This window comes from uncultured Thiohalocapsa sp., from assembly GCF_913063425.1.
In the GTDB taxonomy this organism is placed as follows: domain Bacteria; phylum Pseudomonadota; class Gammaproteobacteria; order Chromatiales; family Chromatiaceae; genus Thiohalocapsa.
Map to the genome: position 1 here is coordinate 65,612 of NZ_CAJXYK010000016.1, position 26,818 is coordinate 92,429.

General features: G+C 68.5%; 25 protein-coding genes and 1 pseudogene. 16 read left to right on the forward strand and 10 right to left on the reverse strand.

The annotated features are described in order from the left end of the window. The first annotated feature begins 138 nt into the window (after window positions 1–138). The 14 genes and pseudogenes from QZ607_RS10925 to QZ607_RS10990 all read left to right on the forward strand — a co-directional run bounded on the left by QZ607_RS10925 (window position 139) and on the right by QZ607_RS10990 (window position 15,520). Entirely contained in the window at window positions 139–1,623 is a 1,485-nt protein-coding gene (locus QZ607_RS10925; protein WP_295882633.1) for an RNA polymerase factor sigma-54, read from the forward strand. A 217-nt stretch (window positions 1,624–1,840) separates the two neighbouring features. After that, window positions 1,841–2,212 (forward strand): ribosome-associated translation inhibitor RaiA, encoded by a 372-nt coding sequence (gene raiA, locus QZ607_RS10930; RefSeq protein WP_295882634.1) that lies wholly within the window; start codon window positions 1,841–1,843, stop codon window positions 2,210–2,212. A gap of 250 nt (window positions 2,213–2,462) precedes the next feature. Continuing rightward, a complete protein-coding gene (locus QZ607_RS10935) occupies window positions 2,463–2,924 on the forward strand; it encodes a PTS sugar transporter subunit IIA (protein ID WP_295882635.1) in 462 nt (153 codons plus the stop codon). A 34-nt stretch (window positions 2,925–2,958) separates the two neighbouring features. Next, window positions 2,959–3,903 (forward strand): HPr(Ser) kinase/phosphatase, encoded by a 945-nt coding sequence (gene hprK, locus QZ607_RS10940; protein WP_295882636.1) that lies wholly within the window; start codon window positions 2,959–2,961, stop codon window positions 3,901–3,903. Between the two features lie 83 nt (window positions 3,904–3,986). Continuing rightward, window positions 3,987–4,850 (forward strand): RNase adapter RapZ, encoded by an 864-nt coding sequence (gene rapZ, locus QZ607_RS10945; RefSeq protein WP_295882637.1) that lies wholly within the window; start codon window positions 3,987–3,989, stop codon window positions 4,848–4,850. Next, window positions 4,847–5,227, forward strand: a pseudogene (locus QZ607_RS10950) (PTS sugar transporter subunit IIA); the annotation flags it as partial. The gene rapZ and the pseudogene QZ607_RS10950, both read left to right, overlap by 4 nt. A gap of 121 nt (window positions 5,228–5,348) precedes the next feature. Further along, window positions 5,349–5,618, forward strand: a complete 270-nt coding sequence (locus tag QZ607_RS10955) for an HPr family phosphocarrier protein (RefSeq protein ID WP_295882638.1) — start codon at window positions 5,349–5,351, stop codon at window positions 5,616–5,618. Further along, window positions 5,615–7,360 carry a phosphoenolpyruvate--protein phosphotransferase gene (gene ptsP, locus QZ607_RS10960; protein WP_295882639.1) on the forward strand — a complete coding sequence of 582 codons (1,746 nt, stop codon included), beginning with the start codon at window positions 5,615–5,617 and terminating at the stop codon, window positions 7,358–7,360. Before QZ607_RS10955 ends, ptsP begins: the two co-directional genes overlap by 4 nt. 203 nt (window positions 7,361–7,563) lie before the next feature. After that, the gene (gene mgtE, locus QZ607_RS10965; protein WP_295882640.1) at window positions 7,564–8,925 is read left to right on the forward strand and encodes a magnesium transporter; all 1,362 of its coding nucleotides are present in this window, start codon (window positions 7,564–7,566) and stop codon (window positions 8,923–8,925) included. Between the two features lie 1,064 nt (window positions 8,926–9,989). Further along, entirely contained in the window at window positions 9,990–10,391 is a 402-nt protein-coding gene (locus QZ607_RS10970; RefSeq protein ID WP_295882641.1) for an H-NS histone family protein, read from the forward strand. Between the two features lie 585 nt (window positions 10,392–10,976). After that, a complete protein-coding gene (locus QZ607_RS10975) occupies window positions 10,977–12,767 on the forward strand; it encodes an extracellular solute-binding protein (RefSeq protein WP_295882642.1) in 1,791 nt (596 codons plus the stop codon). A gap of 11 nt (window positions 12,768–12,778) precedes the next feature. Continuing rightward, window positions 12,779–14,239, forward strand: coding sequence for a substrate-binding domain-containing protein (locus tag QZ607_RS10980; protein WP_295882643.1), 1,461 nt, complete (start codon window positions 12,779–12,781; stop codon window positions 14,237–14,239). A 53-nt stretch (window positions 14,240–14,292) separates the two neighbouring features. After that, window positions 14,293–14,961 carry a hypothetical protein gene (locus QZ607_RS10985; RefSeq protein WP_295882644.1) on the forward strand — a complete coding sequence of 223 codons (669 nt, stop codon included), beginning with the start codon at window positions 14,293–14,295 and terminating at the stop codon, window positions 14,959–14,961. A 325-nt stretch (window positions 14,962–15,286) separates the two neighbouring features. Beyond that, window positions 15,287–15,520 carry a BolA/IbaG family iron-sulfur metabolism protein gene (locus tag QZ607_RS10990; RefSeq protein ID WP_295882645.1) on the forward strand — a complete coding sequence of 78 codons (234 nt, stop codon included), beginning with the start codon at window positions 15,287–15,289 and terminating at the stop codon, window positions 15,518–15,520. Window positions 15,521–15,573: 53 nt separating this feature from the next. Here the strand turns inward: QZ607_RS10990 and phoR are convergent, their stop codons facing one another. From phoR to QZ607_RS11005, 3 genes are all read right to left on the reverse strand, one after another. Beyond that, window positions 15,574–16,911 carry a phosphate regulon sensor histidine kinase PhoR gene (phoR, locus tag QZ607_RS10995; RefSeq protein WP_295882646.1) on the reverse strand — a complete coding sequence of 446 codons (1,338 nt, stop codon included), beginning with the start codon at window positions 16,909–16,911 and terminating at the stop codon, window positions 15,574–15,576. 75 nt (window positions 16,912–16,986) lie between these two features. Further along, entirely contained in the window at window positions 16,987–17,667 is a 681-nt protein-coding gene (gene phoB / locus QZ607_RS11000; RefSeq protein WP_295882647.1) for a phosphate regulon transcriptional regulator PhoB, read from the reverse strand. A gap of 95 nt (window positions 17,668–17,762) precedes the next feature. Continuing rightward, window positions 17,763–17,963 (reverse strand): hypothetical protein, encoded by a 201-nt coding sequence (locus QZ607_RS11005; protein WP_295882648.1) that lies wholly within the window; start codon window positions 17,961–17,963, stop codon window positions 17,763–17,765. Window positions 17,964–18,357: 394 nt separating this feature from the next. Here QZ607_RS11005 and QZ607_RS11010 point away from each other — a divergent pair, with 394 nt between their 5' ends. Together QZ607_RS11010 and QZ607_RS11015 are read left to right on the forward strand one after the other, a co-directional pair. Further along, window positions 18,358–19,170: an MBL fold metallo-hydrolase gene (locus QZ607_RS11010; protein ID WP_295882649.1), complete on the forward strand. Its 813-nt coding sequence runs from the start codon at window positions 18,358–18,360 to the stop codon at window positions 19,168–19,170. 49 nt (window positions 19,171–19,219) lie between these two features. Continuing rightward, window positions 19,220–19,804 carry an NUDIX hydrolase gene (locus QZ607_RS11015; protein WP_295882650.1) on the forward strand — a complete coding sequence of 195 codons (585 nt, stop codon included), beginning with the start codon at window positions 19,220–19,222 and terminating at the stop codon, window positions 19,802–19,804. Between the two features lie 99 nt (window positions 19,805–19,903). Here the strand turns inward: QZ607_RS11015 and QZ607_RS11020 are convergent, their stop codons facing one another. The 7 genes from QZ607_RS11020 to QZ607_RS11050 all read right to left on the reverse strand — a co-directional run bounded on the left by QZ607_RS11020 (window position 19,904) and on the right by QZ607_RS11050 (window position 26,802). Further along, window positions 19,904–20,317 (reverse strand): PIN domain-containing protein, encoded by a 414-nt coding sequence (locus tag QZ607_RS11020; RefSeq protein WP_295882651.1) that lies wholly within the window; start codon window positions 20,315–20,317, stop codon window positions 19,904–19,906. Then, window positions 20,307–20,546, reverse strand: coding sequence for a hypothetical protein (locus QZ607_RS11025; protein ID WP_295882652.1), 240 nt, complete (start codon window positions 20,544–20,546; stop codon window positions 20,307–20,309). The genes QZ607_RS11020 and QZ607_RS11025 overlap by 11 nt, the downstream gene beginning before the upstream one ends. Before the next feature lie 90 nt (window positions 20,547–20,636). Continuing rightward, window positions 20,637–23,042 (reverse strand): sucrose synthase, encoded by a 2,406-nt coding sequence (locus tag QZ607_RS11030; RefSeq protein WP_295882653.1) that lies wholly within the window; start codon window positions 23,040–23,042, stop codon window positions 20,637–20,639. Between the two features lie 253 nt (window positions 23,043–23,295). Continuing rightward, complete coding sequence (locus QZ607_RS11035) at window positions 23,296–24,189, reverse strand: PfkB family carbohydrate kinase (protein WP_295882654.1); 894 nt, start codon at window positions 24,187–24,189, stop codon at window positions 23,296–23,298. A gap of 180 nt (window positions 24,190–24,369) precedes the next feature. Then, window positions 24,370–25,251: a metal ABC transporter permease gene (locus QZ607_RS11040; RefSeq protein ID WP_295882655.1), complete on the reverse strand. Its 882-nt coding sequence runs from the start codon at window positions 25,249–25,251 to the stop codon at window positions 24,370–24,372. Further along, window positions 25,242–25,931, reverse strand: a complete 690-nt coding sequence (locus QZ607_RS11045; RefSeq protein WP_295882656.1) for an ATP-binding cassette domain-containing protein — start codon at window positions 25,929–25,931, stop codon at window positions 25,242–25,244. Before QZ607_RS11045 ends, QZ607_RS11040 begins: the two co-directional genes overlap by 10 nt. After that, the gene (locus tag QZ607_RS11050) at window positions 25,918–26,802 is read right to left on the reverse strand and encodes a metal ABC transporter substrate-binding protein (RefSeq protein ID WP_295882657.1); all 885 of its coding nucleotides are present in this window, start codon (window positions 26,800–26,802) and stop codon (window positions 25,918–25,920) included. The genes QZ607_RS11045 and QZ607_RS11050 overlap by 14 nt, the downstream gene beginning before the upstream one ends. Window positions 26,803–26,818 lie beyond the last annotated feature (16 nt).

Sequence of the window (26,818 nt, forward strand, 5' to 3'; positions counted from 1 at the left end):
GCCCAATCCCTGACGGACATCATTGCCTGTCCAGGTTGGCGCTGGACGCCCCGACAGGCCTGAGCCAATATCGGGCGCAGGATTTGGGCTAGAATCGAAACAGCATACAATTCCCGTACCACCCCATCACAGGGTGCGATGAAACAGACTATTCAACTCCGTCTCGGCCAGCAGCTGACGATGACGCCGCAGCTGCAGCAGGCGATCAAGCTGCTGCAGCTTTCCACCCTGGACCTTCAGCGCGAGATCCAGGAGGCGCTCGAATCCAACTTGATGCTGGAATCCGCCGACGAGGCCGAAGCCGAGATCGACACCACCGAGCTTGAGGCGAGTCGCCGGCAGCAGGAAGCGCAGGCAGACGGCGAAGTGCGCCCGGAGCAGGCGTCCATGCCGGAGGACCTCCCGGTGGACAGCTCCTGGAGCGACACCTTCGACAGCTACATCGGCAGCAGCTCGGGCGGCACCGGGGCCGGCACCGAGGGCGGCGCGGACCTTGACCCCTTCGCGCAGCACTCGCGCCCGCAGACGCTGCATGACCACCTGGAGTGGCAGCTGAACCTCTCCCGGCTGCAGCCGCGGGACCGGGTCATCGCCGAGGCGCTGCTCGACGCCATCGACGCCAACGGCTACCTGCGCACGGACATCGACGAGCTGGTGGCAGCCATCACTGATCCGGACGCCATCGGCGACGAGGCCGTGGAGCCGGACGAGGTCGAGGCGGTGCTGCACCGCATCCAGGCCTTCGACCCACCCGGCGTAGGTGCCCGCTCGCTGCGTGAGTGCCTGCTGCTGCAGTTGCGCCATCTGCCCGCGGAGACGCCCTACCGGGACGCGGCCATCGGCATCTGCGACAACCACTTCAGCGCCCTCTCGCGCAACGACCTGGACGATCTGCGCCGCCACACCAAGCTGCCGCCGGACGCCTTGCGCGAGGCATTGGCCCTGATCCGCTCCATGCATCCGCGTCCAGGCTCCCTGGTGGCGGACATCCGCCCGGAGTACGTCATCCCGGACGTGGTGGTGCAGAAGCGCAACGGTAGCTGGACGGTCGAGCTGAATCCGGAAACAACGCCTAGACTGAGAGTGAACCCGGGCTACCTGAAGCTGATCCGCCGGGCCGACGATGGCCCGGACAACACCTGCCTGAAGACGCACCTGCAGGAGGCCCGCTGGTTCATCAAGAGCTTGGCAAGCCGAAACGACACGGTGCTGCGGGTGGCTGCGAAGATCGTGGAACTGCAGGAAAATTTCTTCGAGTACGGCGAGGAGGCCATGAAGCCCCTGGTGCTGCGCGACGTCGCAGACTCCCTGGAGCTGCACGAGTCGACGGTGTCGCGGGTGACGACGCAGAAATACATGCACACACCGCGCGGGACCTTCGAGTTCAAGTACTTCTTCTCCAGTCACGTCAACACGGCGTCCGGCGGCGAATGCTCATCCACGGCCATCCGCGCGTTCATCCGCAAGCTCGTCGCCGCCGAGACGCCGAGCAAGCCGCTCAGCGACAACAAGATCGCCGGTATCCTGACGGAGCAGGGCATCAACGTTGCGCGGCGCACCGTAGCCAAGTACCGAGAGGCGATGGGCATCCCACCGTCCAACGAGCGCAAGCGCCTGGCATGAGTGCCTCGGGAGCAAGCAGCCGTCAGCATCCACCCGGCAGCGCCGCAGCTGCGCGGGGCGCACTGACTGCTCGGGCGCCCGCCGACGTGGGGCTTGAGTCAAGCCCGTCAGCGCGGCGGCGGGGCCGGGGCCGGCAGCCCCGGCGGCGCCACAGCGACCAGGGATGGTCGGCCCTCATCCGTTCATGCAACGGCGCCTGTAACACTGGAGTGACGCTATGCAAATCAACCTGACCGGCCATCATGTCGATATCACCGAGCCGCTGAAGGACTATGTCGACACCAAGTTCGACCGTCTGGCGCGGCATTTCGACGATGTGATCAACGTGCATGTCATCCTCAGCGTCGAGAAGCTGCGACAGAAGGCGGAAGCCACCATCCATGTCAACGGTGCCAACGTCTTCGCCGACGCGGTGCACGAGGACATGTACGCAGCCATCGACGGGTTGATCGACAAGCTCGACCGGCAGGTGATCAAGTACAAGGAGAAACGCCAGAGTCACCGCGGCAACAACAACGCCAAGGCTGCCCAGGAGCCGGAGCCCGCCGCAGACCAGGAGCACCCGGCAGACGAGGAGCACCTGGGCTGACGCCATCGCCGGCAACCGCAAGGCCGCGCCGGCCAACCGCTGCCCCGGCGCCGGCCGCACCGTCGCCGGCGGTGGCGGTGCCGACGCATCGCACCGCAGCGGCGCCGGCGGCCGACTGCGGCTTCCTGCCGCCGCACGGGGCGCGCCGGTCAGCACCGGGACGACGGACGCACGTCAGAACGTCTATGCTGGATCGCACCAGCATCATCGCGAACAACCAAACAACGAGCACGCGCGGGGTTCCTGGGCCATGGTGCCTGCCGATCTGATCACGGAGTCGAGACTGCTGAGCCGCTGCGAGGCGGCAAGCAAGAAGCGCCTGCTTGAGACCCTGGCGGGCCTGCTCGCGGAGGGCGATAACCTGCTCTCGAGCACACACGTCTTCGATCGGCTGTTGGAGCGCGAGCGGCTCGGCAGCACGGGGCTGGGCCAAGGCGTCGCCCTGCCGCACGCACGTATGCACGGCATCCAGGCGCCCATCGGCGCCTTCGTGCAGCTGCGCGATGGGGTGGCCTTCGACGCCATCGACGACAAGCCGGTGGACCTCGCCTTCGGGCTGCTGGTGCCGGAGGCCACCGACGAGCAGCACCTGCAATTGCTCGCCACCCTCGCCGCCGCCTTCGACGATGCCGCCGTGCGCACCGCGCTGCGGGAAGCGGCCGGCAACGCGGCGCTGCTCGGGGTGTTTCGCCAGCGGATCTTCGTCGGCTGATCGGCATGCGGGGAGCGCAACTGCAACCGCCGGCATGAATCCCGTCCACTCGCTCCAGGGGCTCGTCGAGCACATCGGGCCGCGCCTGAAGCTGCGCTGGCTGACAGCGCCGCCGGCGCAGAGCTGCCCGCTGCTGCGCGAGCACGGCAAGCAGACGTCGCAGAGCCTGGTGGGCTCGCTCAACTGCATCCACCCGAACCGCCTCCAGGTGCTCGGCGAGGCCGAGATGCTGCATCTGGCGGACCTGAGCAGGCCCGCCTACGAGGAGACCATCGAACGACTGTTCTCGGCGCGCCCGGCGGCGGTGATCTTCGGCTCGGACATCACGCCGGACCCGGTGTTCTTCGAGTACGCGGAGCGCACCGGCACACCGCTGCTCGGCTCCTCGGCCCGGGATACGGAGATCGTCGACCGCCTGCAGTACTTCCTGACTCATGCCCTCGCCGAGCGCACCACGGTGCACGGCGTCCTGCTGGAAGTGCTCGGCCTGGGCGTGCTGCTCACCGGCGACGCCGGGGTCGGCAAGAGCGAGCTGGCGTTGGAAATGATCGCCCGGGGACACCGGCTCATCGCCGATGACGCCCCGGAGCTCGCGCGCATCGCGCCCGAGGTGCTGGAAGGCAGCTGCCCGGCCCTGCTGCGGGACTTCCTGGAAGTGCGCGGTCTCGGTGTGCTGAACGTGCGGGCCATGTTCGGTGAGGGCGCGGTGCGCCAGCACGAGACACTGAACCTCATCGTGCATATGCGGTCTTTCGACAGCGAGGGGCTCGCGAGTATCGACCGGCTGCGCGGTAGTCTCTCCACCCGCACCATCCTCGGCGTCGCCGTGCCGGAGATCACGTTGCCGGTGGCGCCCGGACGCAATCTCGCCGTGCTGCTGGAGACCGCCGTGCGCAACCAGATTCTGCGTATCCGCGGCTATGATGCCGGCGTCGACCTGGAAGACCGCCAGGCACGGGCTATTGCAGGCAGTCGGTGAGCATCGCCTCTGCGCAGCAGCGCCCACTACCCGGTACGCCCGACTCACCCCAAACAGCCTGCGCCCAGCCTGCCAGCAAGCCCATGGACCTCTTCATCGTCAGTGGCCTGTCGGGTGCCGGCAAGACGGTCGCGCTGCGCACGCTCGAGGACCTCGGCTATTACTGCATCGACAACCTGCCCCTGTTCCTGCTGCGGGAGCTGGCCCTGGGTCTGCTGCGCACGCATCTGGGGCCGCCGGGGGAGACGCGTGATGGCGCTGCGGTGGGCATCGATGCACGCAATCAGCCGGAGTTTCTCGCCGACCTGCCGCGGCTCAGCGATGAGCTCCGCGCACAGGGCATCGACTGCCGCCTGATCTTTCTGCATGCCGACACGCACACCCTCATCAAGCGCTTCAGTGAAACCCGCCGCAAGCATCCCCTCACCAGCGGCGGCCTGTCGCTGGCAGAGGCCATCGAGCGCGAGTGCGAGCTGCTGGAGCCGCTCGGGCGCATGGCCGAGATCCGCATCGATACCACCCACACCAATGTGCACGAGCTGCGCGACCTGATCCGCGAACGGCTGGGCGGCGCCGTGCAGGCGTCGGTGCTGCTGCAGTCCTTCGGCTTCAAGAACGGCGTGCCCGAAGGAGTGGACTTCGTCTTCGACGTACGCTGCCTGCCGAATCCGCACTGGCAGGAGGCCCTGCGCCCGCTCACGGGGCGGGACGCCCCGGTGATCGCGTTCCTGGAGCGCGCGCCGGAGGCGGCGGAGATGCGCGCGGATATCGAGCAGTTTCTGGACCGCTGGATTCCGCGCTTCGAGACCGACGGGCGCAGCTATCTCACCATCGCCGTCGGCTGCACCGGCGGGCAGCATCGCTCGGTCTACATCGTCGAGGCCCTGGGACGGCACTTGGCCGCCGCCGGCCACCGCGTGCTGGTGCGCCACCGGGAGCTGCCGTGAGCGTCGGCCTGCTGCTCATCACCCACGCCGGCATCGGCGGCGAGCTGCTCGCCGCCGCCACCCGCATGCTCGGCGCCTGTCCGCTGCGGGCCAAGACACTCGCCGTCAGCAACAGCGACGACCCGGCGCAGGTCGGCGCCCAGGCCCGTGCCCTGGCGCAGGGACTCGACGCGGGCGACGGGGTGCTGGTGCTGACGGACCTGTTCGGCTCGACGCCCGCGAACATCGCCACGGGTTTGTGCGATGCGGGCCGCACGCGCATCCTGACCGGCGTCAACCTACCCATGCTGGTACGGGTGCTTAACTACCCCCAGCTGCCCCTGGAGGCCATGGCCGACAAGGCCTTGAGCGGCGCCCGGGACGGCGTGCTGGAATGCCCGGCCGTCGGCTGCGCGGCACCCGGCCAGTCGACACCCCGCCAGTCGGCCCGCGGACAGTCGAAGGCCGAGCAGCCGGCGCCGGGGAGCCTCGATCCAACCGGGCGCACCTGACGCGGCCATGATCAGCAAAGAGCTCGACATCGTAAACCGGCTGGGGCTGCATGCGCGCGCGGCGGCCAAGTTCGTCAAATGCGCCGGCGGCTTCGAGAGCGCCATCGCCGTCGAGCGCAACGGCCGCCGCGTCAACGGCAAGAGCATCATGGGCATCATGACGCTGGCGGCGGCGTGCGGCACCAGCATCCGCCTGGAAGTGAGCGGCGCCGACGAAGAGGCGGCCGCGGCGGCTCTCACGCAGCTCGTGGCCGAGCGCTTCGGGGAGGCGGAATGACGCTGTCACTGCATGGCGTCGGCATCGACGGCTCCCGCCCGGTGGCCATCGGCGACGCCTTCATGCTCAATCGCGAGCCGACCCTGGCGCCGGCGGAAATCCCACGGCATCAGGTAGCGGACGAGCTGAAGCGCCTGGATGCAGCGCTCGCCTGCGCCCGGCGGCACCTGGAGGATATCCGCGGCCAGATCCCCGCCGGCACACCCAAGCACATCGCCGAGTTCATCGACGCGCACCTGCTGATGATGACCGACTCGGCGCTGGTGGATGCCACCCGCGACCTGATCAAGGCGCGCTCGGTCAATGCCAGCTGGGCGCTGCAGTCGCAGCGCGACACCCTGGTGGAGATCTTCGACCGCATGGAAGATGCCTATCTGCGCACCCGGCGCGACGACATCGATCACGTGGTGCGGCAGATCCAGCTCTTCCTCGGCGCCGATGCGCAGACCGATCTGCTCGGCGATGCCGAGGTCAGCGGCCGTGTCATCGTCGCCGAGGATCTGACCCCCGCCGACACCATCCTGCTGCGCCAGCGTGGCGTGGCGGCCTTCGTCGTCGAGCACGGCGGGCCCATGTCGCACACCGCCATCCTCGCCCGCAGCCTGGACATTCCGGCGGTCATGGGCGTGCACCATGCCGTGCGGCGACTGCGCCCGGGGGAGCTCCTGGTGGTGGACGCCGAGACCGGCACGGTGCTGACGGAGCTGGAGCCGGCCATCCTGGAGCACTATCGCGGCCGGCTCGCGAGCTTCGATGCCCACCGCCGCGAGCTGCGAAGGCTGGTGCGCAAGCCCTCGGCGACCCGCGACGGTGTGCCCATCGTGCTGCTCGCCAACCTGGAGCTGCCGGAGGATGTAGCGGCCGCCCGGGACAACGGTGCCGCCGGGGTGGGGCTCTACCGCACCGAATTCCTGTACATGAACCGTCAGACGCTGCCGGATGAAGAGGAGCACCTCGAGACCTATCTCGCCATTGTCCGCGGCCTCGACGGCATCCCCCTCACCATCCGCACGCTGGATCTGGGTGCGGACAAACAGATCCCCGACACAAGCTTCCACCCGGCGCGCAGCAATCCCGCTCTGGGCCTGCGCGCCATTCGTCTGTGCCTGCAGGAGCCGGCGCTGTTCCTGCCGCAGCTGCGGGCCATCCTGCGGGCGTCCGCGCATGGCCCCGTGCGCCTGATGATCCCGATGATCTCGGGCATGGCCGAGGTCAACGCCGTGCTCGGTCTTATGAACGAGGCGCGGCGGCAGATGCGGCGCGACGGGCTGGCATTCGATCCGCTCATGCCCGTCGGCGGCATGATCGAGGTGCCGGCAGCAGCACTGATGGCGGGCGCCCTGGCGCGCCGGCTCGACTTCCTGTCCATCGGCACCAACGACCTGATCCAATACACCCTGGCCATCGATCGGGTCGATGACACCGTGAGCTATCTCTACGACCCCCTGCACCCGGCGGTCATTCGGCTCATCAAGCACGTCATCGATGCCGCGGCCGAGACCCGCACGCGCGTCAGCATGTGCGGCGAGATGGCCGGTGAGCCGCGCTATACGCCGCTCCTGCTGGGGCTCGGGCTGCGCGAGCTCAGCATGCAGCCGGGCTCTTTGCTGGAGGTCAAGGACCGGCTGCGCCGCTGCGACGTGAGCGCGCTGACTGCGACCCTCAGCGCGCACATGAACCAGCTCGACGACATGCCCGGCGCGGCGCTGCTGGAGCAGCTGGAAGCCTGCATACAGGCCTGAGCACCCGGCACCGGCCCGCAGGGAGCGGGCGCGCCCGGCGACGGGTCACCTGCCACCGCACCGCCGGCCATCCAGGCATCGGCCGCCGCACGCATCCCCATCCGCTGACTGCCGCATTGACGGTCCGGCTGCTACACTGGCGGGTCGCCTGTTGGGCCGCCCGCACGCAGCTGCGGCCCTCTCCTGCGGACGTCGGAGCCACCATGAACACTGACAGCATGGCCACCCAGGAGGCGGACCGCCTGGACGCGCTGCACGCGGTGCTGGAGTCCGGCTCCGTGCTCAAGGCCACGCGCATGCTGAACGCGCTGCACCCCGCCGAGATGGCGCATGTGCTGCAGTCGCTGCCACCGCAGCAGCGCAAGGTCGTCTGGGGCATGGTGGACGACGAGGTGGAGGGCGAAGTCCTGCTCTACCTCAACGACGACCTGCGCGACGAGCTGCTGCGCGACATGGCGCCGAGCCGCATCCTCGCGGCACTGGAGGGCCTGGAGACGGACGACCTCGCGGACCTGGTGCAGGACCTGCCCGCCACCATCACCCGCGAGGTGCTGAACTCCCTGGACGAGCAGCGCCGCGAGCGCCTGGAAACCGCCCTGGCCTTCCCCGAGGACACCGCGGGCGGCCTCATGAACACGGACATGGTCACCGTCCGCCCGGAGGTGACGCTGGACGTGGTGATGCGGTTCCTGCGCCGGCTCAGGGACGGCCTGCCGGATCTCACGGACAACCTCATCGTCGTCAATCGCGACGGTCGCTACCTCGGCGTGCTGTATCTCACCGACCTCCTCACCAACGACCCGGACGATTCCGTGGCCGAGGTCATGACCCTGCAGGTGCAGCCCATGCCGGCCTTGCTGGACGCCCGCGACGTCGCGAGCCGATTCGAGCAGCTGGATCTGGTCTCGGCACCGGTGGTGGACGAGGACGGTCATCTGCTGGGCCGTGTCACGGTGGACGACGTCATGGACCTGATCCGCGAAGAGGCGGAGCACCAGTTCATGGGTCAGGCGGGCCTCAGCGAGACCGAGGACATGTTCGCGCCCGTGCTGCTCAGTGCCCGTCGCCGCGCCCTGTGGCTCGGCGTGAACCTGCTCACGGCCTTTCTCGCCGCCTGGGTCATCGGCCGCTTCGAGGCCACCATCCAGCAGGTGGTGGCGCTGGCGGTACTGATGCCCGTGGTGGCGAGCATGGGCGGCATCGCCGGCACACAGACCCTGACACTCGCCATTCGCGGCATCGCACTGGGACACCTCAGTGCGAAGAACATGCGGTGGCTGTTGACCAAAGAGCTCGCGGTCTCCGTGATCAACAGCGCGGTCTGGGCCTTGGTGGTGGCAGCCATCGCCTGGCTTTGGTTCGGCAGCACCGACATCGCTCTCATCATCGCCGTCGCCATCACCATCAACCTCCTCGCCGCCACTTTCTCCGGCGCCCTGCTGCCGCTGCTCCTGGATCGCCTCGGCATCGACCCGGCACTCGCGGGCGGCGTCATCCTGACGACGGTGACCGACGTCGTAGGCTTTGTGGCCTTTCTGGGCTTGGCAACGCTGTTTCTGGTCTGATCACCGCGTTGCGGCCGGCACCCGCCTGACAGCGTGCGGCCCCGTGCCGACCGCACGCCAAGGCCAGCGCTCGCCATCCGCGCGCCGCCGCAGGCGCCGGACTCAGCGCCGATCGGTGGGCGTATGTCCGGCTCCGCACCACGCGAGCGGTGGCCGGCCGGCATCACTCATCGGCGCAATAAGGACCCGCCCACAACGCCTTTCGCCCGCCCCCACACGCACCCTCAGAGCCTTGGCGCCAGACTCGCCAGTGAGCCCTATAGCCGCCAGCGTCGCGCCCGCGGCAGGCGCCGACTACCTGCTCTCAATGCATCAGCGGCCGCCCGCCCTCTGAGCAAGAAAACAAGGCGCCGGTGCGAACCTCCGGCTTATCGAAACAACCGGGCGCTGCTGTTCACCGCATTGGCTGCTCCGCTGGCAGTGAGCAACATGAGCACCCAGACTGAGACGCGCATGCCATAGCGGCGACTTGCAGTTGTGATCAACGCTATTGACTTTTGCACTGCGTGCTATAAAGTTTAGCGCCAGCAAGCGCAGACGAGATCGCGGCAACGGCTTAGATTTCCCAGTTGACTTGATACGAGACGTTTCGGGCGCAGACACAAAGGTTAGTTGCGGCTGTCCCCAGCGGTCATATCCAGCCGGCCCTACCCGGTTGCGGAGCGCAGGCAAACATCTCAAGTCACAAACCCAGCCGCGCTGACGCGCTTCACGGGAAAGCGGGGCTAAGGCTGCATCCCAGCGCCATCACTGCGATCGAGTGCACCGCAGACGTCAGTGGATGACAGCAGACACAGCAAACGCAATGGGCATGTACGCAGGTCCAATCCGAATGCAGCAACACGCCTTCTGTTTGCCGGAGCCATGGCGGCAGATCCCGCGCGGCAGATCCCGCTGCCGAGCGCCGGAAGCCCCCTATTCGCATCAGTTTCCGGAGCGTCTCGGGCTGCCGAAGCCGTCAGCAGCCGACGCCGCGCCGGGGCTCAGCAAGTGCCTCAAACGCAGTTCTGAACATCTGTTCCGAACCCTCAACCCATACTGAAGACTCAAACCGGAGGTTGACCTTGGATTTCAAGAACCTGAGCGTCGATGAACTGCAGGAGCAGCTGCAGCAGATCGAGCAGAGCAAAGTGGACCTGGAGAAGGCCCTGTATCAGCGCTGGAACGAGGCCAAGACCGAGCTCGCACAAGAGATCCGGGAAATGATCGAAAGCCGGGGCTACGAGCTGGACGAGATCCTGGACTTGGTCGGGCCGAAGCGCCGGCGCGGCGCCGCCACCACCGCGAAGAAGGGCAACCGGAGCTACACCCGCTACGTGGACCCGGAGAACCCGGCCAATGTCTATATCCGCGGCGTCCTGCCCAAGTGGATGAAGGAGAAAATGACGGCACAGGGTTACGACCCCTCCGTCAAGGACGACCGCGAGGCATTCAAGGCCAACTACCTTCAGGCAGTCAAGGACTGATCCCAACTCGGCACTGGAGCCCTGCAACACACGGGCTCCCGTCGCTTGCTCCCACGGCCGTCTCCGGACGCCGCGGTACCCGGATGTGCCGGCGTCGGCACCGGGCCGTTTCTGTGCTCTGCCTACTCCATCCAATCCGGTCGCCCGGCCGGTCAGGAGTGCGTGCGCGAGGCAACGCAACGTCATGCCTGCCCGTCTACCAGGTTCCGGATCGGCGCACTGATCATCAGTGCTTGCCATTGGATTCAGTACACCCCGATGTCACCAAGGCTCCCGGTTCGGTGAGGGACCAAGGGCGCGTCTGCCCGGCCGGCTGCCATGTACGATGGCGCCAACCAAGCTGATGCAGTGTGTCTGAGCCGCCCGCCTGAGCTGCCGGGAGCCGCGAGCGCAGCGCAATGCTGCGCCACCCCGGATGTGACAGGCTTCACACTTTGCGCCCGCAATGGGTCGTGTCCAATGGCGCGGCTGTGATTGCGTGCGAGAATCTGCGGAGAGACTGCGCTAGGGTCCGGCTGCCGTCTCGTGCTGCGCGCGGCGCACGCAGCACTCTGGCACTCGAAGACCTGACATCGTGAGGGAACCATGTCATTGAACCGCACTCGCCCGGTCGGCACGGTAGTGCCGTGTCTCGCCCTCGCCGTCACGCTGCTTTGGCCCTTCGCTGCCACAGCGGCCAAGCACCCGAACACCTGCCCACCGGCGCCGGATCAGGTGATCGTCCGCTTCACCTATGGCTCGGAGAAGGCCGCCTGGATCTACGACGTCACCAAGGACTTCAACGCAAAGGGGATCCAGACCACCTCCGGCAAGCGCATTTGTATCCACGCCATCCCCAAGGGCTCGGGCGACAGTGTCAATGAGATCAAGAGCGCTCAGGCGGGGCCTGACGAGGTCCATGCCACCAGCCCGGCGTCCGATCTGTACGTCAATCTGATCAACCACGAGAACGCCGCGGAGCGCGGCGAGGACCTGCTCGCCGTCGAGGGCTTCCTGGTCAGCTCGCCGGTGGTGATCGCTGCCTGGGAGCCCGTGGTGCAACGCCTGGGCGGTGTCGATGACATGGGCTGGAAGGCGTTGTTCGAGCGCGCCGGCGCCGGCGGCCTGCGCTACGGCCAAACCAATCCGGAGCGCTCCAACAGCGGTCTCTCCGCCTTGGTGGCGCAATTCTTCGCGGGCGCCGAGGCCACCGCCGGCAAACCGGTGACGCGGCTCTCCCTGTCCCGGGTCGAGGACCCGCAGGTGCAGGCGTTCGTGGCGCAGGTCCACGAGAACGTCATTCACTACGGCAAGTCCACCGGCTTCTATGCCGACAAGATGAGCCGCGGCGGCCCCGAGTACGCCGATGCCGTGGTGCTCTACGAGAGTGACGTGATCCAGGCCAACAACCGCATCCGCACCGACGAGCTCGGCTTTCCGCGCCTGGTGGCCGTTTATCCAAAGGAAGGCACCTTCGTCAGCAACCACCCCTTCGCCGTGGTCAAGCGCGATTGGGTGGACGCGGACGAAGAAGAGGGCGCCAAGCAATACTTCGAATACCTGATGTCGGCGCCGGTGCAGGCACAGGCACTGCAGTACGGCTTCCGGCCGGGGGTTGCACTGGATCTGGACCAGGACCTCTATGCCAAGGTCTGGAATGCCGACAACGGCACCAAGCCCTTCGACACCGTGCACCACTTCCTCGCGGCCCCCAGTGGCAAGGTGGTCAAGGCGGCGCGTGATGCCTTTCGCAGCATCAAGAACAACGCCGTCGTCTACCTGGTGATCGACCGCTCCGGCAGCATGAACAAGCGCATCCAGGACCCGGAGCTGGGCGAGCCCCGCCCGCGGATCGACATGGCCGTCGACAGCGCTGACCTGCTGGCGCGCCGCCTACAGGACCGTGACCGCCTGGCGCTGCTGCTCTACGACTATGCCGTGGACTATTCGGACCTGACCCCGGAGGGCGAGCCGCTGGCCATGACCGCGGACGGCAAGCAGCAGCTGCGTACCGCACTGGAGCGCATCGAGCCCAAGGGCGGCACGGCCATGCGCAACGCCATCGGCCGCGCCTGGACGTCCGTGTGCAAGGACGTCAAGCGCAATCCGCAGGACCGTGCCATCCGCATCATCGTCGTGCTGACGGACGGCAAGGACAACGCCTCAGCCATTTCCACAGAGCGCATCATCGAGCTCATCGGCTACGCCGCGGCAGACGGCCAGGGCGGCTACCACGGCGACCCGGCCTGCAAGATTCCGGTGTTCGGGGTCGCCTTCGGCGGCGATGCGGACGCCGACTCGCTGAGCCGCATCACCGAAGCCGCCGGCGGCGAGACCCGCAAGGGCGACTCCGCGGAGATCCGCCACATCTTCGAGCGCTTCAGCGACCTGCTCTGACGGAGGCCATCATGCGCAAGCATCGCATGACGCAGCGGCGCGGCGCTCCGGCGCTGCTTGCCGCCCTGGTGCTGGCGATGACCATGGGCCAGCCCGGGGCCGCCGAAAAGCTGTTCGACTTCGGCGAGCTCAACGTCGACCTCTCCAAGATCCAGGCGAAGCCGGATGCCGCCGCCGTCAAGCAGACGCCGGCGCAGCAGCTCGACAGCACCCCCGAGAGCCCGGCACCACAGGTGCTGCCCAAGGATGCCGAGGTGGCCATCGACGAGACCGTGCAGCGCGAGCAGCTCAGGGTCACGCCGGTGAAGGTCCCGGCCGCCAACGCGGGCACGCAGGACGTGATCTACCCGGTCCCCGAAGACCGGGACGTCATCGAGGTGAAGATCGCCGCCGGCTCCGAGAAGCGCGGCTGGTTCGAGGCGGCCGCCGAGCAGTTCATGGCGGATACGTCGCTGAGCAACATCGACGGCAAGCCGATTCGGCTGATCATCGACAAGATCGGCTCCATCAAGTCCGGCATGCTCATCCGCGACGGCAGGTCCATGCACGACGGTCGCAACGAGTATCAGGTCTGGGCGCCGGCATCTTCCATCTTCCGCGGTGTCGTCGAGGACGCCTTCAGCGGCGGCAAGCTGTTCGAGACCGATGAGTCCGTCGCCCGCAGCCCCATGGTCTTCGTCACCTGGGCGCCGGTGCAGAAGCGCATCGACGCGGTGATCGAGAAGTCCATGAGCTTCGACACCATCACCGACATCTATGCCCGTGAGCTGAACGGCGAAGTTCTTGGCCCCGAGGGGCGCATCTTCCAGTTCGGCTTCACGCAGCCCGACAGCTCCAATTCGGGGGCGGTGGCGCTGATCACCATGGCCTACGAGTTCTTCGCGAAGGACAAACCGCGCTACAAGATCCGCATGCAGGACCTTCAGGACCCGGCCTTCCAGGCGTACCTCGCCTTCATGAAGTACATGTCTGATCAAAGCAAGACCAGCACCGGCAAGCTCGCCGAGCCGCTGATGCAGGCCGGCTACGGCGGCCAGCCGCTCAGCACCGTGTATGTCTACGAGAATCTGGCGGTCAAGCTCGCCTACATCCGCACCGCCAACGACCCGGACGGCGCCAAGCCCATCATCCGCTATCCGCGCTTCAATCTGGTATCGGACCACCCCTTCTACGTGCTGCGCCACGGCAACTCCCGCGAGCAGGTGGAGGCCGCCAAACGCTTCAAAGACTTCCTGCTGACCCGCGACATGCAGCTCATGGCACTGCAGCGCGAGGGCTTCCGGCCCGTGAGCACAGAAATCACCAACCAGGAGATGAGCCAGGTCTTCGGCGATTTCGTCGCCGACAACGGCCTCATTCCGGACCTGATCAAGGCGAGCCAGGTCCTGGTGCCGCGGCAGGACGGTGCCGTCATCCAGGCACTCATCGAAACCTACGCCCAGCTCGGTGATCCGCAGGGCGCAAACCTGTAAGGAGCCATGGCGCGCGCGCCCGGCGCCCATCAACTGAACCCCCGGGAGGTGATATGACGCACGTGCTTCGTAACAAGCCGGCCCTCGTACTCGCAACGCTGCTCGTCCTGCCGCCGTCGGGCGCCATGGCCGGCGGCTTCGGCGAGCTGCTGAAGCAATTCGGCGCCTTCGACTTCGGCGGCAGCGAGTTCGACACCAGCGAGATGCAGGGCAACCAGCGCAACTGGGAGGACCGGGAGCGCTGGGTGCAGGAGGCCCTGGACAACGCCTATCAGTCCCTGGCGCGGGCGGACAGCGAGGTCAGCCTGTTCGATTTCCAGAACTACATCAGCGTCCTCAACATCGAGTGGACGCCCGAGTACCTGGCCGACGCGGACAACATCGGCAACCTGAACGCCTATGCCACCTTCACCGAATACCTGTCCAGATACCTCAAGGTGAAGCAGGAGCTGATCGAGTCCATCGCGGCACTGAACCGCAACTACGCCATCCTGAACCGGGTGGACCCCAAGCAGCTCACCGGCCCCTTCCAGCTGGAGAGCACGGGCCAGACCAAGACGCTCACCGAGCGGGCCGCAGGCGGGGTGGACGCCACGGCCGCGGATATGGCGCTCGCCACCTCTGCCGGTGCGGTCGAGAAGTACACCGCCGAGTTGAATCGGGCCGTGGATTACGGCAACGAGCTGGAGACCTTCTTCAAGCGCGCCGCGAACATCGAGTAGTCCACCAAGGGACTCGGGGCGACGCGCCCGAAGGCACGCATGCGCCCCCGAGCAGCCCCCACAGATCGCCGGCGTGGTCAGAGCGAGCGGATCATCGACCGCCGTTCGAGTGAAGCGGCGTTCGCCTAAAACAAGGCTGCGCTCAGCACCGACCCGGGCCGGCGCCCGGCGCACCGTACAGCACGTGCCACCGGTGTCCGCCGACCCGCCACGGGCGGGCGCAGCGGCCCCCGACCCATTGGAGCCGCGCCTCCCCCGCCCCATGTTGCGGTCTCAACGGCGGCAGAGCGCCGCTGCGTATCACGACAACCAGAGACCTGATCCCATGGAGCCAGAAGCAGTTGCAGCCCTCATCCGCGCCGGCCTGCCCGGTGCGGAGGTCACGGTCACCGGTGACGGCGCCCATTTCGAGGCCGTCGTCGTCACCGATGCGTTCGACGGCCTCACCCCCATCAAAAAACAGCGCATGGTCATGGACACCGTGAAGCCACAGATCGCCAGCGGCGAGCTCCACGCGCTCTCCATCAAGGCGCTGACGCCTGCCCAGGCCGCCGGCTGACCCCGCAGGCTGCGTCACTACCGGACCCGGCTGACGGCCGCCGGTGCAGCGGCTCAGCCCGAGCGAAGCACCTGCAGCTGCGGGACCTGATCCGTCCGCCTGAGGCGGCTCTCCGCCGGGAACCGGCAGGTGAAGGTGGCGCCCCGACCGGGCTCGCTCGCGATGCTGAGCACGGCGTCGTGATGGCTCAGCACGTGCTTGACGATGGCCAGGCCGAGGCCCGTGCCGCCCGAGGCGCGTGAGCGCGCCTTGTCGACACGGTAGAACCTCTCGGTGATGCGCGGGATGTGCTCCGGGGCAATACCCGGCCCATCGTCTGCCACCCGCAGCACAGGCCCCACAGGCTCGTCCTGCCACCAGACTCGCACATGGCTGCCCGCTGGCGTGTGCTTCACGGCATTGAAGACCAGGTTCGAGACGGCGCTGCGCAGCTCCGACTGGTTGCCGATCAGCATCAGATCGTGGTCCAGGTCGAGGGTGATGTCGTGCTTGCCGGCGCTCAGGGTGCGGGCGTCCGCCACCACCTGCTCGATCTCCTGCGGCAGGTTCACGGGCGTGAGATTGCTCGCCGCGTCTTCCAGCTCCAGCCGGGAGAGGGTCAGCAGATCCTCGATGATGCTGCGCATCCGGTTGGTCTGATTCTCCATTAGCGACAGCGGGCGCCTGTGCGGCTCCGGCGTCAGTGCGGAGCTGGCGAGGTTCTCGACGAAGCCCGCGATGACCGTCAGCGGCGTGCGCAGCTCGTGCGAGGCATTGGCCACGAAGTCGCGCCGGATCATATTGAGGTGGAAGATCTTGGTGATATCCCGCCCCACCACCAAACGCTGGCGCTTGCGCTCACCGAAGGGGGCAACGCGGATGGAGAGCATGATGGATTGGTCGTGCTCCGCCGGGACCTCCAGCGGGCGGGCGTACTCATCCGCCTCCAGATAGGTGCCGAGGCCCGTCTGTGCGCAGACCTCCGTGAGGAGCCGGCCCTCGTGGTCGGGCCAGCGCACGCCCAGCATCTCGGCGGCGGCGGGGTTCGCCCATTCGATGCGCTGACTCTTGCCCAGCACCACCAGTGCGTCGGGCACGGAGTTCGCGGCCTCGCGGAAACGGCGCTGGAAGCGCAGCTGGCGCTTGCGGCCCTTGCGTGAGCGCTGCTGGTAGCGGCCGACGGCCCGATACAGCTCCCCCCAGAGACCGAGCGGAAAGGGCGGCGCGAGCCGGTGCTGGCGCTGGATGAAGCGCGCGAGGCGCCAGAGCAGATAAAGGTGGCGCAGCAGATAGGCTGCGAGCACGAGCAGCAGCGCCTCGGCCGTGGGCAGCCCGCCCAGGTGCAGCACACCCGCCAACGCCGCACCGGCGAGGAGCAGTGCAAGCTCGAAGCCCACGGCCTCCGCGCGCATGTCAGCCCGGCACCCGCGGCTGCCGTCGGCTGCCGGGCGCGACGGCTGGGCGGGCGGCGAGCGCCGGGTGCGCCGTCACTTGCCCGAGAACCGGTAGCCCACGCCGCGCACTGTCTGCAGCAGGTTCTCGTGCCCGGTCTGCTGTAGCGCCTTGCGCAGGCGCCGCACATGCACATCCACGGTGCGCTCCTCCACGTAGACGCGGTCGCCCCAGACTTGGTCCAGTAGCTGCGAGCGGCTGAACGCGCGGTCGGCATGGGTCATGAAAAAGTGCAGCAAGCGATACTCTGTGGGTGCGATGTCGATGGGCTTGCCGTTGGCGGTGACACGATGGCTCACGTTGTCGATGGCGAGCCCCGCGATCTCGATCTGATCGGCGATTTCGCCCGGCTTGGCGCGCCGCAGCACTGCATTGACGCGGGCGACCATCTCGCGCGGTGAGAAGGGCTTGGTGATGTAGTCATCGGCGCCGGTGTCGAGCCCTTTGACCCGGTCCTCTTCCTCGCCGCGGGCGCTGATCATGATGATCGGCATGCTGCGGGTCTTCGGATTCTGCTTCAGCTGCTCCGCCAGCTCCAGGCCCGAGCGGCCCGGCAGCATCCAGTCCAGCAGCACCAGATCGGGCTGCTCGGCAAGGAGCTTACGCGCGTCGTCCGCATGCCCGGCCTCGAGCACGCGAAAGCTGCTTTCCTCCAGCGCGAATCGGATCACCTCCCGGATGTCGGGCTCGTCATCGACGATGAGTACCGTGGCCATGTCGCTCCCGTACAAGCTGATGCCATGTCGGCAGCGGATTTTATTGCCGGCGGGTTACGGATAGGTTACCTACCGGACGCCGCGCCGAGGCGGCGTCAGCCTGCGTCGTGATAGGCGACGCCGCGCTCGGCGAGCCAGCCGCGGAAGCGCTCGATCTTGGTCTGCAGCGAGCAGGTGGGCGGCAGGCCGTCCAGATACTGCCCGAAGGCGACGCGCAGCGCCGTCTGCTCGTCATCGCTCAGGCTGTTCCAGTCGCGCAGCGCGGTGGGCTCGCTGGTGTCGTGCTGATTGGGCATTGGATCATTTTCGCAGTCGATCATCGCCGCGCGCTGTGGCACGGTGCAGAACAGGGTCGCGCATGCAGCCCGAGCGGCCGGTCCGTCGCGCCTGCCCCAGTGCGCTCAGGCACCGCAACCTGACCGTCATCCGCAACCGGTATGCTTGGCCGAGTGGACGGGGGCGGCCTGATCGGACTGCGGCCGTTGTCGCGGTCCGGGCACTCCGCGGGGCTCGCATGGTCTCACGAAACCGCTGCCACCGGATGTGCCGCCGGCATCCCCATCCAAGCCGGCGTCCCCATCTACCAACGTCCAGGGTGCCGTTGTCTGCGCCCGCCTGACTCCACCCGCCCGCCCGCGCGTGTCGCCGGCGCGGGGCAACTCCGGCCAGCGCCGCCAGCTGTATCGACCCATGACGCACCTCGCTTTGCATTTTCTCGGCGTGGGCAACGCCCGCGCCCTGTCTCTCGGCTCCTCCGCCGCCGTCTTCGAGATGGACGGTACACCGGCGCTGCTCATCGACTGCGGCCCGGCGACGCTGGACGCCTTTGTGGCTGCGTATCGCCGGCTGCCGCCGGCGCTGTTCATCACCCACGCGCATCTGGACCACATCGGCGGCCTGGAGGGGCTCTACTACAAGCTCGCCACGGGCGCGGCCGCTGCCCCGGTGAAGCTCTATGTGCCGGTACCGCTCATCCCGACGCTGCAGCGCCGCCTGGCGGACTATCCGAACCTCCTGGCCGAGGGCGGCAGCAATTTCTGGGACGTGTTCCAGCTGCTGCCGGTGTCCGAAACCTTCTGGCATCGGCAACTGGCGTTCGCCGTGTTCCCGGTGCGCCACCACGAGCACCTGTCCGCCTTCGGCCTGGCGCTGGAGGGGGTATTCCTCTACAGCGGCGACACCCGCCCGATTCCGGAAATCCTGAATCGTCACGCAGCCCGCGGCGAATGGATCTTTCACGACTGCGCCCTGCGCGGCAATCCGTCGCACACCGGCCTTGCCGACCTGCGCCGGGAGTACAAGCCGGAGCAGCTCTCACGCATGGTGCTCTACCACTACGAGTCGCCGGAGGCCGGCCGCGAGCTCGCCGCCAACGGGCTGCGCATCGCGGGGCCCGGCGAGCGCTTCGCGCTGGAGCGCCGCCCGGCACGCATTGCGCCCGTGCCGCAGGAATCCCCTGCGCTGAATGCAGCCGCCCCCCTGCCGGACGCCGTAGGCTGGTAGCATGGCATTCCGGCTCGCAGTCCTCTCCCAAGGGACGCAGGAGGTCCCCATGGCGCCCACCCACATCCCAGCCACCGACGTCGCCGTTGAAGACGTGCGTCGCACCGTGTTCCAGGGCAAGGTGGTGGACGTGGGCGTGGAGCGGGTGCGCCTGCCCACCGGCCGCGACGTGGAGCTGGAGGTGATCCGCCATCCCGGCGGCGCCGCCGCTGTCGCCATCGACGACCGCGGCCGCGTCTGTCTGCTGCGCCAGTACCGGCACGTGGCCGGGGGCTGGCTGTGGGAGCTGCCGGCAGGCAAGATCGACCTGGGCGAGCCGCCGGCGGCCACCGCCGAGCGCGAGCTGGCGGAGGAGGCCGGTCTGGTGGCCGCCAGCTGGACCTCCCTCGGGCGCATGCATTCGTCGCCCGGCGTCTTTGCCGAGGTCATCCACCTGTATCTCGCCCGGGGCCTGAGCGAGGTGGACCTGGGCCACGAGGCCGATGAAGTCATCGAGGTGCATTGGCTGCCGCTGGCGGACGCCCTGGCCCGCTGCACCGACGGCACCATCACCGATGCCAAGACCCTGATCGGGCTCTACCGCGCCGATGCGCTGCTGCGGGCGGGTGCGGCAGAGGCAGCGGGCCAGGGCTGAGGCCGCGCCCGCAGCGTCAGCCCTGCATGGCCGCCCCCCTGCGGCCGATACCGGCCAACCCGGAAGCGCTCCAAGAGCTGGCTGCTCGCCGCCACCGACTCACCGAAACGGGTTCCAGACGTGCATGCGACCGATCTGCCATCCATCGTGCAGATCCTCGGAGACGAGCCGCTGCGCGCCCTCGGCGAGGGCCGTTTCCACCACCAGGCCGTCCCAGAACGAGATCTGAGCATCGATGCTGCGTGAGATGCCTCTTGCCACCAGCTCCGGCGTGACGGCTGCGACCTGGAAGCGTCGCCAGTGCTCAACGACCTGCAAGGCACGGGCCGGCACCAAGGGGCAGGCAAGCTTGCGTGTGACCGCCACATAGAATTCCGAGAGCACCTGCGTGCTCAAGCGAATGTCGGCGCTGTCCCGCAAGAGCTGCCGCGCAATGGCCTGTTTGTCCGGCGCGTCGGCGTCGAAGACGTAAACCAGGACGTTGGTGTCGAAGAACAGGACGTCATCGCTCATGGAGCTCGTCACGCGTCCAGCGTTCGCCACCGCTGCCGGTGTCGGCATCGTCAGCAATCGCAATGATGCGCTCAAGTGCCTCCAGCCGGTCACGCCGCACTTCGTCCGCGCGTGCGTAGTCTTTCAGATACCCGGCCAAAACCGCATTCACCGATGTATCTTCCTGCAAGGCCCGCATCCGGGCACGCTTCAGGACATCGCCCGCCACGCTGATCGTCAAGTTGGCCATCGCCGCTCCCCGTGTGATACACGACATCAGTGTAGCACGAGTCCGCATCGCCGCTTGGCGGGTTGCTGCGAGGGCATCGCCCTGTCCGGCTCAGCCGTCCATGGCCGCCGCCAGCGGCCGGTACTGGAGCCCGTAGAGCATTTCCAGGTAGCGGCGGGTCTCGGCACGCTCCAGGTCGGTGACGTATTTCCAGAAGCCGTAGACGCGCGCCAGCGTCATCATGCGCTCGGCGTAGCGCCGCCAGGTGTAGTGCGCCTCCACGCGCGCGAGCGCCGCATCGGAGAGCGCCTGCCAGTGCTCCGGGGCTTCAGCGCACCGGCGGAAGAAGTCGGCGACGGTCTCGGCGGAGGCCGGGCCGTGGTTCGGGTCGATGTGAAAGCCCGAGACGCCGTGCTCGATGATCTCCAGCGGCCCGCCGAAGCAGGTGGCGAAGGTGGGCACGCCGCAGCTCATGGCCTCGATGACGGTGAGGCCGAAGGCCTCGAACAGGGCCGGCTGCACAAAGGCGCCACGGCGGTCGGCGATGTACCGATACAGCTCGCCGGCGAGCTGCTTCTCCAGGTGGACGCCGAGCCAGCGCACCTGCCCGTTCAGCCCGTGCTCGCCCATCAGGTGATGCATGATGCCGATCTGCTCGCGCTCCTCGTCGTCGCCGGAGCGCCCGGCGTCCACGTGGCCGCCCACCACCACCAGGTCCACCAGCTCCCGCAGCGCCGGCGAGCGCCCGTACCAGTCCACCAGACCGGTGATGTTCTTGATGCGGTCGAGCCGCGCCATGGTGAACAGCAGCGGCTTGTCGCGGGTGGCGAGCACGCCGCGGGTCTCGCCCAGGCGCTCGCCGCCGTAGATCAGATCCTCGATCTCGGGCTGCAGGTGCGTGAGGCGACGCTCCGTGTCGGAGTACGGGAAGTAGATGTCCTCGTTGGCCCCCGGCGAGACGATGTTGAACTTGGGGTCGTAGACATCGACGCCGGCGACCACCCGGAACAGCCCGGGCATGGTGAACCTGGCGTAGCTTTCGTATTGGCCCACGCTGTCGTCGGTGCCGGCGATCTCCTGGTAGGTGCTGGTGATGATGAAGTCCGCGGTGTTCATCGCGATCAGGTCCGCGGTGAATTGGGCGGAGAAGTGGTAGCGGTCCTCGTTGTCACGCCAGTACAGGTCCGAGAACAGGTACTTGGTCTTCTCCAGCGCATGGGCGATGTTGCATTGGCTCACGTTGAGCCGCTGCGACATCAAGGACGCCACCAGGTTGCCGTCTGAATAATTGCCGATGATCAGGTCCGGCCGGCCGCCGAGCTCCGCCAGCAGCTCACGCTCCGCATCCAGCGCGTAGCGCTCCAGATAGGGCCAGATGTGAAAGCGGGAGATCCAGTGTGGTATCTCCTCACCGGCGGCATTGCGGAAGGGCACCCGCAGGATGGCCGCGTTGCGGGTACCGGCGATAGGCTCCAGGCGCTGGTTGCAGAGCGTCCCCTCGGCCTCCGGAATCAGGCGCGTCAGCACGATCACCCGCGGCTCGATGTCGATGCCCTGCTCCGCCAGGCGCCGGTGCATCTCCCGCTCCAGCGCCCGCACCTGGTCCAGGATGTAGACCACCTGCCCGCCGGTGTCGGGGCGGCCCAGCACATTGGACTGCCCGAACCAGCCATGTGGCGAGAGGATGGCGATGGAGAAGATCATCGGCACCCGACCCAGAAACTCCTCCAGCGCCCGCGGCGACGGCGCCTCCAGAATATCCAGCAGCAGCCCCATGTTGTCGCGGATACGCTCCACGTCGGCGCCCCAGCCGGCCTCGAAGCCGTGGCCGCGCAGCTCGGCGGCAATATCCTCGTACGGGGTGTGCGTGGGCCGGCGGCGCAGCGGAATCAGCATCTGGCGCAGCGCATTGCGCAGCTCCGCGACACTCGTGATGCCGTCGTTCAGCATCAGCTGCTGGCCGCGGTAGCTGTGCATGCGCAGGAAGCTCAGCAGGCGCTGGTCACCCTTGCCGATCTCCTCGAACAGGCGGCTGGACAGGCGGCGGTTCAGGAATTCCACGCCGCGGCCGATGGAGCCCGACTCCTTGAGCTTGTACTGGTCCCGGTAGAAGGGCGCCAGATCGATCTCCAGGCCGAAGGGGTCCTCGTGCCCGCCGGTGGCCAGGTGCTCCTTGAAGGACAGGTACTCGCCGACGCTCACCTGTTGCAGGTCCATGGCCTCCAGATGAATGCGCAGGTAATCCCAGCGCGCCACCCGCCGGCGCAGGGCGAGGTAGATCCAGGAGGCATCGATGGCGGCCTCCTCGCACTGGTGCAGCGCCCGCGCGAGCGCCGTGTCGGCCAGCGCCGGCTCGTCGGCGCACAGGAAGTCGACGGCGTCGGTGAGATCGCTGCGCAACAGAAACGGCCGGCTCAGGCCGATGATGTGGTGCAGCACCCGGTGCGCCTGGCTGCGGTGCTCTTGCAGGAAGGCGGCCAGGGCAGGGATGCGGGCGTTCGGGACGTCGGTCTCCATCGGTCTGACTCCGGTGGATGTTACGGCCGTGCACATGCCCGGCCGCGCGACCCTGGACCGTTCCGGGCAGAGCCCGGAGCAGCCGTCAGGATCGCAATGGATATCGACAGGAGGGTCGGTACGAGCAGAAAGGCCGACGCGCCGGGCCCGGCATCTCGACCGGGCTCAACGCCGCCACCGCACGGACCTGACGCCGCCGCCGACGCCGGCCTGCCGAACAGCGCCGGAAGCACACCGGCGGCGGCCGATCCGGCTAGTCGGCCCCCCAGAGCGCGCTCAGCTCGGCGTAGAAGGCAGGGTCGTCGATGGTGGCACCGCGCCGCCCCACAATGGCCGACGCGAAGCCTTGTGCGCGCTCCAGCGTATCGCCCACCGACCAGCCCCGCAGCAGCCCCAGGATGAGCACGGCGGCGAACCCGTCGCCGGCGCCGACGGCGTCCACCACCTCGACACCTGAGCCTGGGCTCACCCGGTCCAGCGTGCCGTCGGCGTCGAGGGCGAACGCGCCGGCGGCACCCAGCGTGCCGTAGACCCGCTCCAGCCCGTGGCGCTGCATGAGCGCGGCGGCCCGGGACTCCGGGCTGTCGCCGGCCGGGGCGAGCCGGGCCAGCTCGTCCTCATTCAGCTTCACCCAGCGGGCGCCGTCCAGCACGGCCTTGGCCTGCGCCTCGGACCACCAGGGCGGGCGCAGGTTCACGTCAAGAAACACCGCATCGGTGTCCGCGCGCAGGCGCTTGAGCGCTGCCGCGGAGTCCGCGTTGCGCAGTGCCAGCGTCCCGTGGTAAAGCAAGCCGCCGGCGGCGCGCGTCGGCAGGGCCTCGGCATCGATGAAATCGTACGCGCTGCCGGCGACGATGTTGTAGCTCGGCTCGCCGCCGGCCAGCGTGACCTGCACCTGGCCCGTGGGATGCTGCGGGTCGCGCTGTAAGCCCAGCCTCGTCATGCCCTGCTGCTGCATGGCGGCCTCGATGCGCGCGCCCAGGGCATCCTCGCCGACGCGGCTCACGAACACGGGGCCCGCGCCGAAGGCGGCCAGGTGCCAGGCGACGTTGAAGGGTGCACCGCCCAGCACCTCGGCACCATCCGGGAAGCAGTCGAACAGCGCCTCGCCGAAGACGACGGGCGCACGGGTCGGGTCGAAGGGCATGGAGACACCTCGGGTGGCGGGCCAGCAGACGATGCTAGGGACGCGACCCGGGTGCTGCAAGGGGGCGCCAAGGGGGAAAACCGGACCGCCGGGGCCCGAATGAGCCCGCGGCGCTGCCGGCGAGCGTCAGCGTGACAAGCAGCAGCACAGACAGGATGCGCTGGTGCACGTGGGTGTGGATCATGGGGATGGCTCTCCGTTGTCTTGGTTGGGTTTCGGCGTCTGCGCCGGGTGCTGGGCGCTCGGCGTCGGGGAAGTTGCGGCACCGCGTACCCGCAGCGCCCTATCAGCGGCGCCGCCCGCCGCGGCGGCCAACAATACCGCCACCAGCACAGGTGCGAAGGGCTGATCCAGCGCGAGCGCAGCCGCGAAAGCGACGACATAAGCGAGCGCACCCACCGCCGTGCACCAAACCAGGGTCCAGCCCCAGCCCGGCGCCATGCGGAACGCGATCCAGGCGGGCGCCAGCACCAGCGCGAAGGCGGCCATGAGGCCCAGACTCGCGGTGCCCACGGCCATGCCGGCGGCGGCGAGCAGATCGAAGCCCAGGTGCCAGCGCCGCGCCGGCAAGGCGTTGGCGACTTCGTGCTGCGGCAGCAGACGGGCGCGCAGCAGCCGCGGCATGAGCCAGGGCAGGCCCGCGCCCGCCACCAGGGCCAGCAGTATTGCACCCATGAGGTCCGTCGGACCGGCAAAGTAGAGCTGCCCCTCGATGAGCGCATGACCCAGCTGCTCGCCGAGCCCGGTGTTGGCGGCCAGCAGCAGCAGGGCTGCCCAGCCGCCGAGGATCATGAAGCCGTAGAACGCATTGCCGCGGGCGCCGCCGGCACCCTTGGCGGCGGCGCCGGCCCCAGCCGCCGCGACACCGCCCAGCAGCGCCGGCAGCCCGAACGCCAATCCGAGCAGCGCGCCAGCCGCGGCCAGGTGGGCATAGCCCAGCGCCGCGAGCCATTCGTCCCGCAGCATCAGCAGCGCACCCAGGAGCGGCAGAACGATGGCGAGCAGCAGGCCGACGACGAAGGGCAGCCGGAAGATCGGATCGCTGAGCAAACTCAGGTCCATGGGGTATCGCCTGAGATCAAACCCGTTACGGGCCGGCGCTCCGCGGCCAGCGCCCCGGCCGAGTCCAGTGCCAGGATGCGGCTGCAATGGGCTTCCAGGAAGGCGCGCTCGTGGCTCACCAGCAGCACCGCGCGGTGCGCACGCCGCGCGGCCAGCATCTGGGCCAGCACTGTGGTGTGGGTCGGGTCCAGGTTGTTGGTGGGCTCGTCCAGCAGCACCAGGCCCGCGCCGCCGGCAAGCACCGCCCAGACGCAAAGGAGCTGGTGCTGGCCGCCGCTGATGCGGTCGAGGCGTTGCGGCAGCAGCGCCGCGAGGGTCGGCGGCAGGCCGGGTGCTTGTGGGTCGGCGCCGGCGACGGCGAGGAGCTCCCGGCCCGTCACCGGCAGCGGGTCGAGCCGCACCGGTGCCTGGGGCTGCACCGCGATGCCCACACCGGGCGCCCGCCGCAGGCGCCCGTCGAAGCAGCGCGCCTGCCCGGCGACGGCGGCCAGCAGCGTGGACTTGCCGCTGCCGTTGGCGCCCCAGAGACCCACCACCTCGCCGCGGGCGAGCGTGAGCGACACCGGCCCCACCACCGGCCGGCGCCAGCCGGCGACCAAAGCCTCCAGCTGGAGCACGGCACCCGGCGGCTCGCCGTCGGCGGGCGATGGCTCCCGTGACAGCCGGTCAGGCGCCGGCAATGGCGCTCACCCAGCGGTCGATGTGGCGCAGGTAGCCGTCGCCGTCGGCGCTCACCGGGGGCGACAGCGGCAGCGTCTCCACGGGCCATCCCAGATCCCCGCCGAGCTTGCGCGGGCCTTTCGGCGAATGGTAAGGCGCATGGATGATCACCCCGTCACGCCCGCGGAGCTTGCCGGCGAGCTCGCGCAGGTCGCGCCCACTCGGCGGCACCCCGGGCACGGGCTCGATGGTGCCGAGCAGGGGCACGTCGAAGCGCTCCAGCAGATAGACGGCATCGCGGTGATAGAGCACGGCGCCGGGCGCGCCGGCCAGCTGGGCCTGCCATTGCGGCAGTCGCTGCTCGACCGTCTCCGCGAAGCGCCGGGCATTGGCGCGATAGCTTGCGGCATTGCCCGGGTCCAGCCGGGCCATGCGCGCTCCCAGCGCCCCGGCCACCTGGGCCATGCGCACCGGGTCCAGGTCCACGTGCGGGTTGCCGGCCGGGTGCACGTCGCCCATGGCCCGGTCTGCCGGACCGCCGACGTCCAGCAGCGGCACCTGGGCGGCGGCCTCGAAGTAGCCCTCGCGCCCCGGCAGGATGTCCGGGTTGGCGGCGCTCGCCGATGCCGCCGGCAGCCAGCCCATTTCCAGCTCGGCGCCCACGGCCACCAGCAGGTCTGCGCTGCGCAGGGCCCGGATCATGGTCGGCTTGGCCTGCAGCATGTGCAGGTCCCGATCCGGCCCCGCCAGCACCGTCAGCTGCGCACTGGGCGCCACCGCCCGCACCAGCGCGCCCATGCTCGGACTCGTCGCCACCACGTCTAAGGCCAGCACCGGCGCCGCGAACAACGCCAGGCCGGCCAACAAACCTGTCAACAATCGTCTCATCATTCACCTCCGTCACGCA

What these genes read in the sequence shown, in the direction of transcription:
- QZ607_RS10925 (WP_295882633.1), top strand. Translation starts at nt 139, where the DNA reads ATGAAACAGACTATTCAACTCCGTCTCGGCCAGCAGCTGACGATGACG.
- raiA (WP_295882634.1), top strand. Translation starts at nt 1,841, where the DNA reads ATGCAAATCAACCTGACCGGCCATCATGTCGATATCACCGAGCCGCTG.
- QZ607_RS10935 (WP_295882635.1), top strand. Translation starts at nt 2,463, where the DNA reads ATGGTGCCTGCCGATCTGATCACGGAGTCGAGACTGCTGAGCCGCTGC.
- hprK (WP_295882636.1), top strand. Translation starts at nt 2,959, where the DNA reads ATGAATCCCGTCCACTCGCTCCAGGGGCTCGTCGAGCACATCGGGCCG.
- rapZ (WP_295882637.1), top strand. Translation starts at nt 3,987, where the DNA reads ATGGACCTCTTCATCGTCAGTGGCCTGTCGGGTGCCGGCAAGACGGTC.
- QZ607_RS10955 (WP_295882638.1), top strand. Translation starts at nt 5,349, where the DNA reads ATGATCAGCAAAGAGCTCGACATCGTAAACCGGCTGGGGCTGCATGCG.
- ptsP (WP_295882639.1), top strand. Translation starts at nt 5,615, where the DNA reads ATGACGCTGTCACTGCATGGCGTCGGCATCGACGGCTCCCGCCCGGTG.
- mgtE (WP_295882640.1), top strand. Translation starts at nt 7,564, where the DNA reads ATGAACACTGACAGCATGGCCACCCAGGAGGCGGACCGCCTGGACGCG.
- QZ607_RS10975 (WP_295882642.1), top strand. Translation starts at nt 10,977, where the DNA reads ATGTCATTGAACCGCACTCGCCCGGTCGGCACGGTAGTGCCGTGTCTC.
- QZ607_RS10980 (WP_295882643.1), top strand. Translation starts at nt 12,779, where the DNA reads ATGCGCAAGCATCGCATGACGCAGCGGCGCGGCGCTCCGGCGCTGCTT.
- QZ607_RS10985 (WP_295882644.1), top strand. Translation starts at nt 14,293, where the DNA reads ATGACGCACGTGCTTCGTAACAAGCCGGCCCTCGTACTCGCAACGCTG.
- QZ607_RS10990 (WP_295882645.1), top strand. Translation starts at nt 15,287, where the DNA reads ATGGAGCCAGAAGCAGTTGCAGCCCTCATCCGCGCCGGCCTGCCCGGT.
- phoR (WP_295882646.1), bottom strand. Translation starts at nt 16,911, where the DNA reads ATGCGCGCGGAGGCCGTGGGCTTCGAGCTTGCACTGCTCCTCGCCGGT.
- phoB (WP_295882647.1), bottom strand. Translation starts at nt 17,667, where the DNA reads ATGGCCACGGTACTCATCGTCGATGACGAGCCCGACATCCGGGAGGTG.
- QZ607_RS11005 (WP_295882648.1), bottom strand. Translation starts at nt 17,963, where the DNA reads ATGCCCAATCAGCACGACACCAGCGAGCCCACCGCGCTGCGCGACTGG.
- QZ607_RS11010 (WP_295882649.1), top strand. Translation starts at nt 18,358, where the DNA reads ATGACGCACCTCGCTTTGCATTTTCTCGGCGTGGGCAACGCCCGCGCC.
- QZ607_RS11015 (WP_295882650.1), top strand. Translation starts at nt 19,220, where the DNA reads ATGGCGCCCACCCACATCCCAGCCACCGACGTCGCCGTTGAAGACGTG.
- QZ607_RS11020 (WP_295882651.1), bottom strand. Translation starts at nt 20,317, where the DNA reads ATGAGCGATGACGTCCTGTTCTTCGACACCAACGTCCTGGTTTACGTC.
- QZ607_RS11025 (WP_295882652.1), bottom strand. Translation starts at nt 20,546, where the DNA reads ATGGCCAACTTGACGATCAGCGTGGCGGGCGATGTCCTGAAGCGTGCC.
- QZ607_RS11030 (WP_295882653.1), bottom strand. Translation starts at nt 23,042, where the DNA reads ATGGAGACCGACGTCCCGAACGCCCGCATCCCTGCCCTGGCCGCCTTC.
- QZ607_RS11035 (WP_295882654.1), bottom strand. Translation starts at nt 24,189, where the DNA reads ATGCCCTTCGACCCGACCCGTGCGCCCGTCGTCTTCGGCGAGGCGCTG.
- QZ607_RS11040 (WP_295882655.1), bottom strand. Translation starts at nt 25,251, where the DNA reads ATGGACCTGAGTTTGCTCAGCGATCCGATCTTCCGGCTGCCCTTCGTC.
- QZ607_RS11050 (WP_295882657.1), bottom strand. Translation starts at nt 26,802, where the DNA reads ATGATGAGACGATTGTTGACAGGTTTGTTGGCCGGCCTGGCGTTGTTC.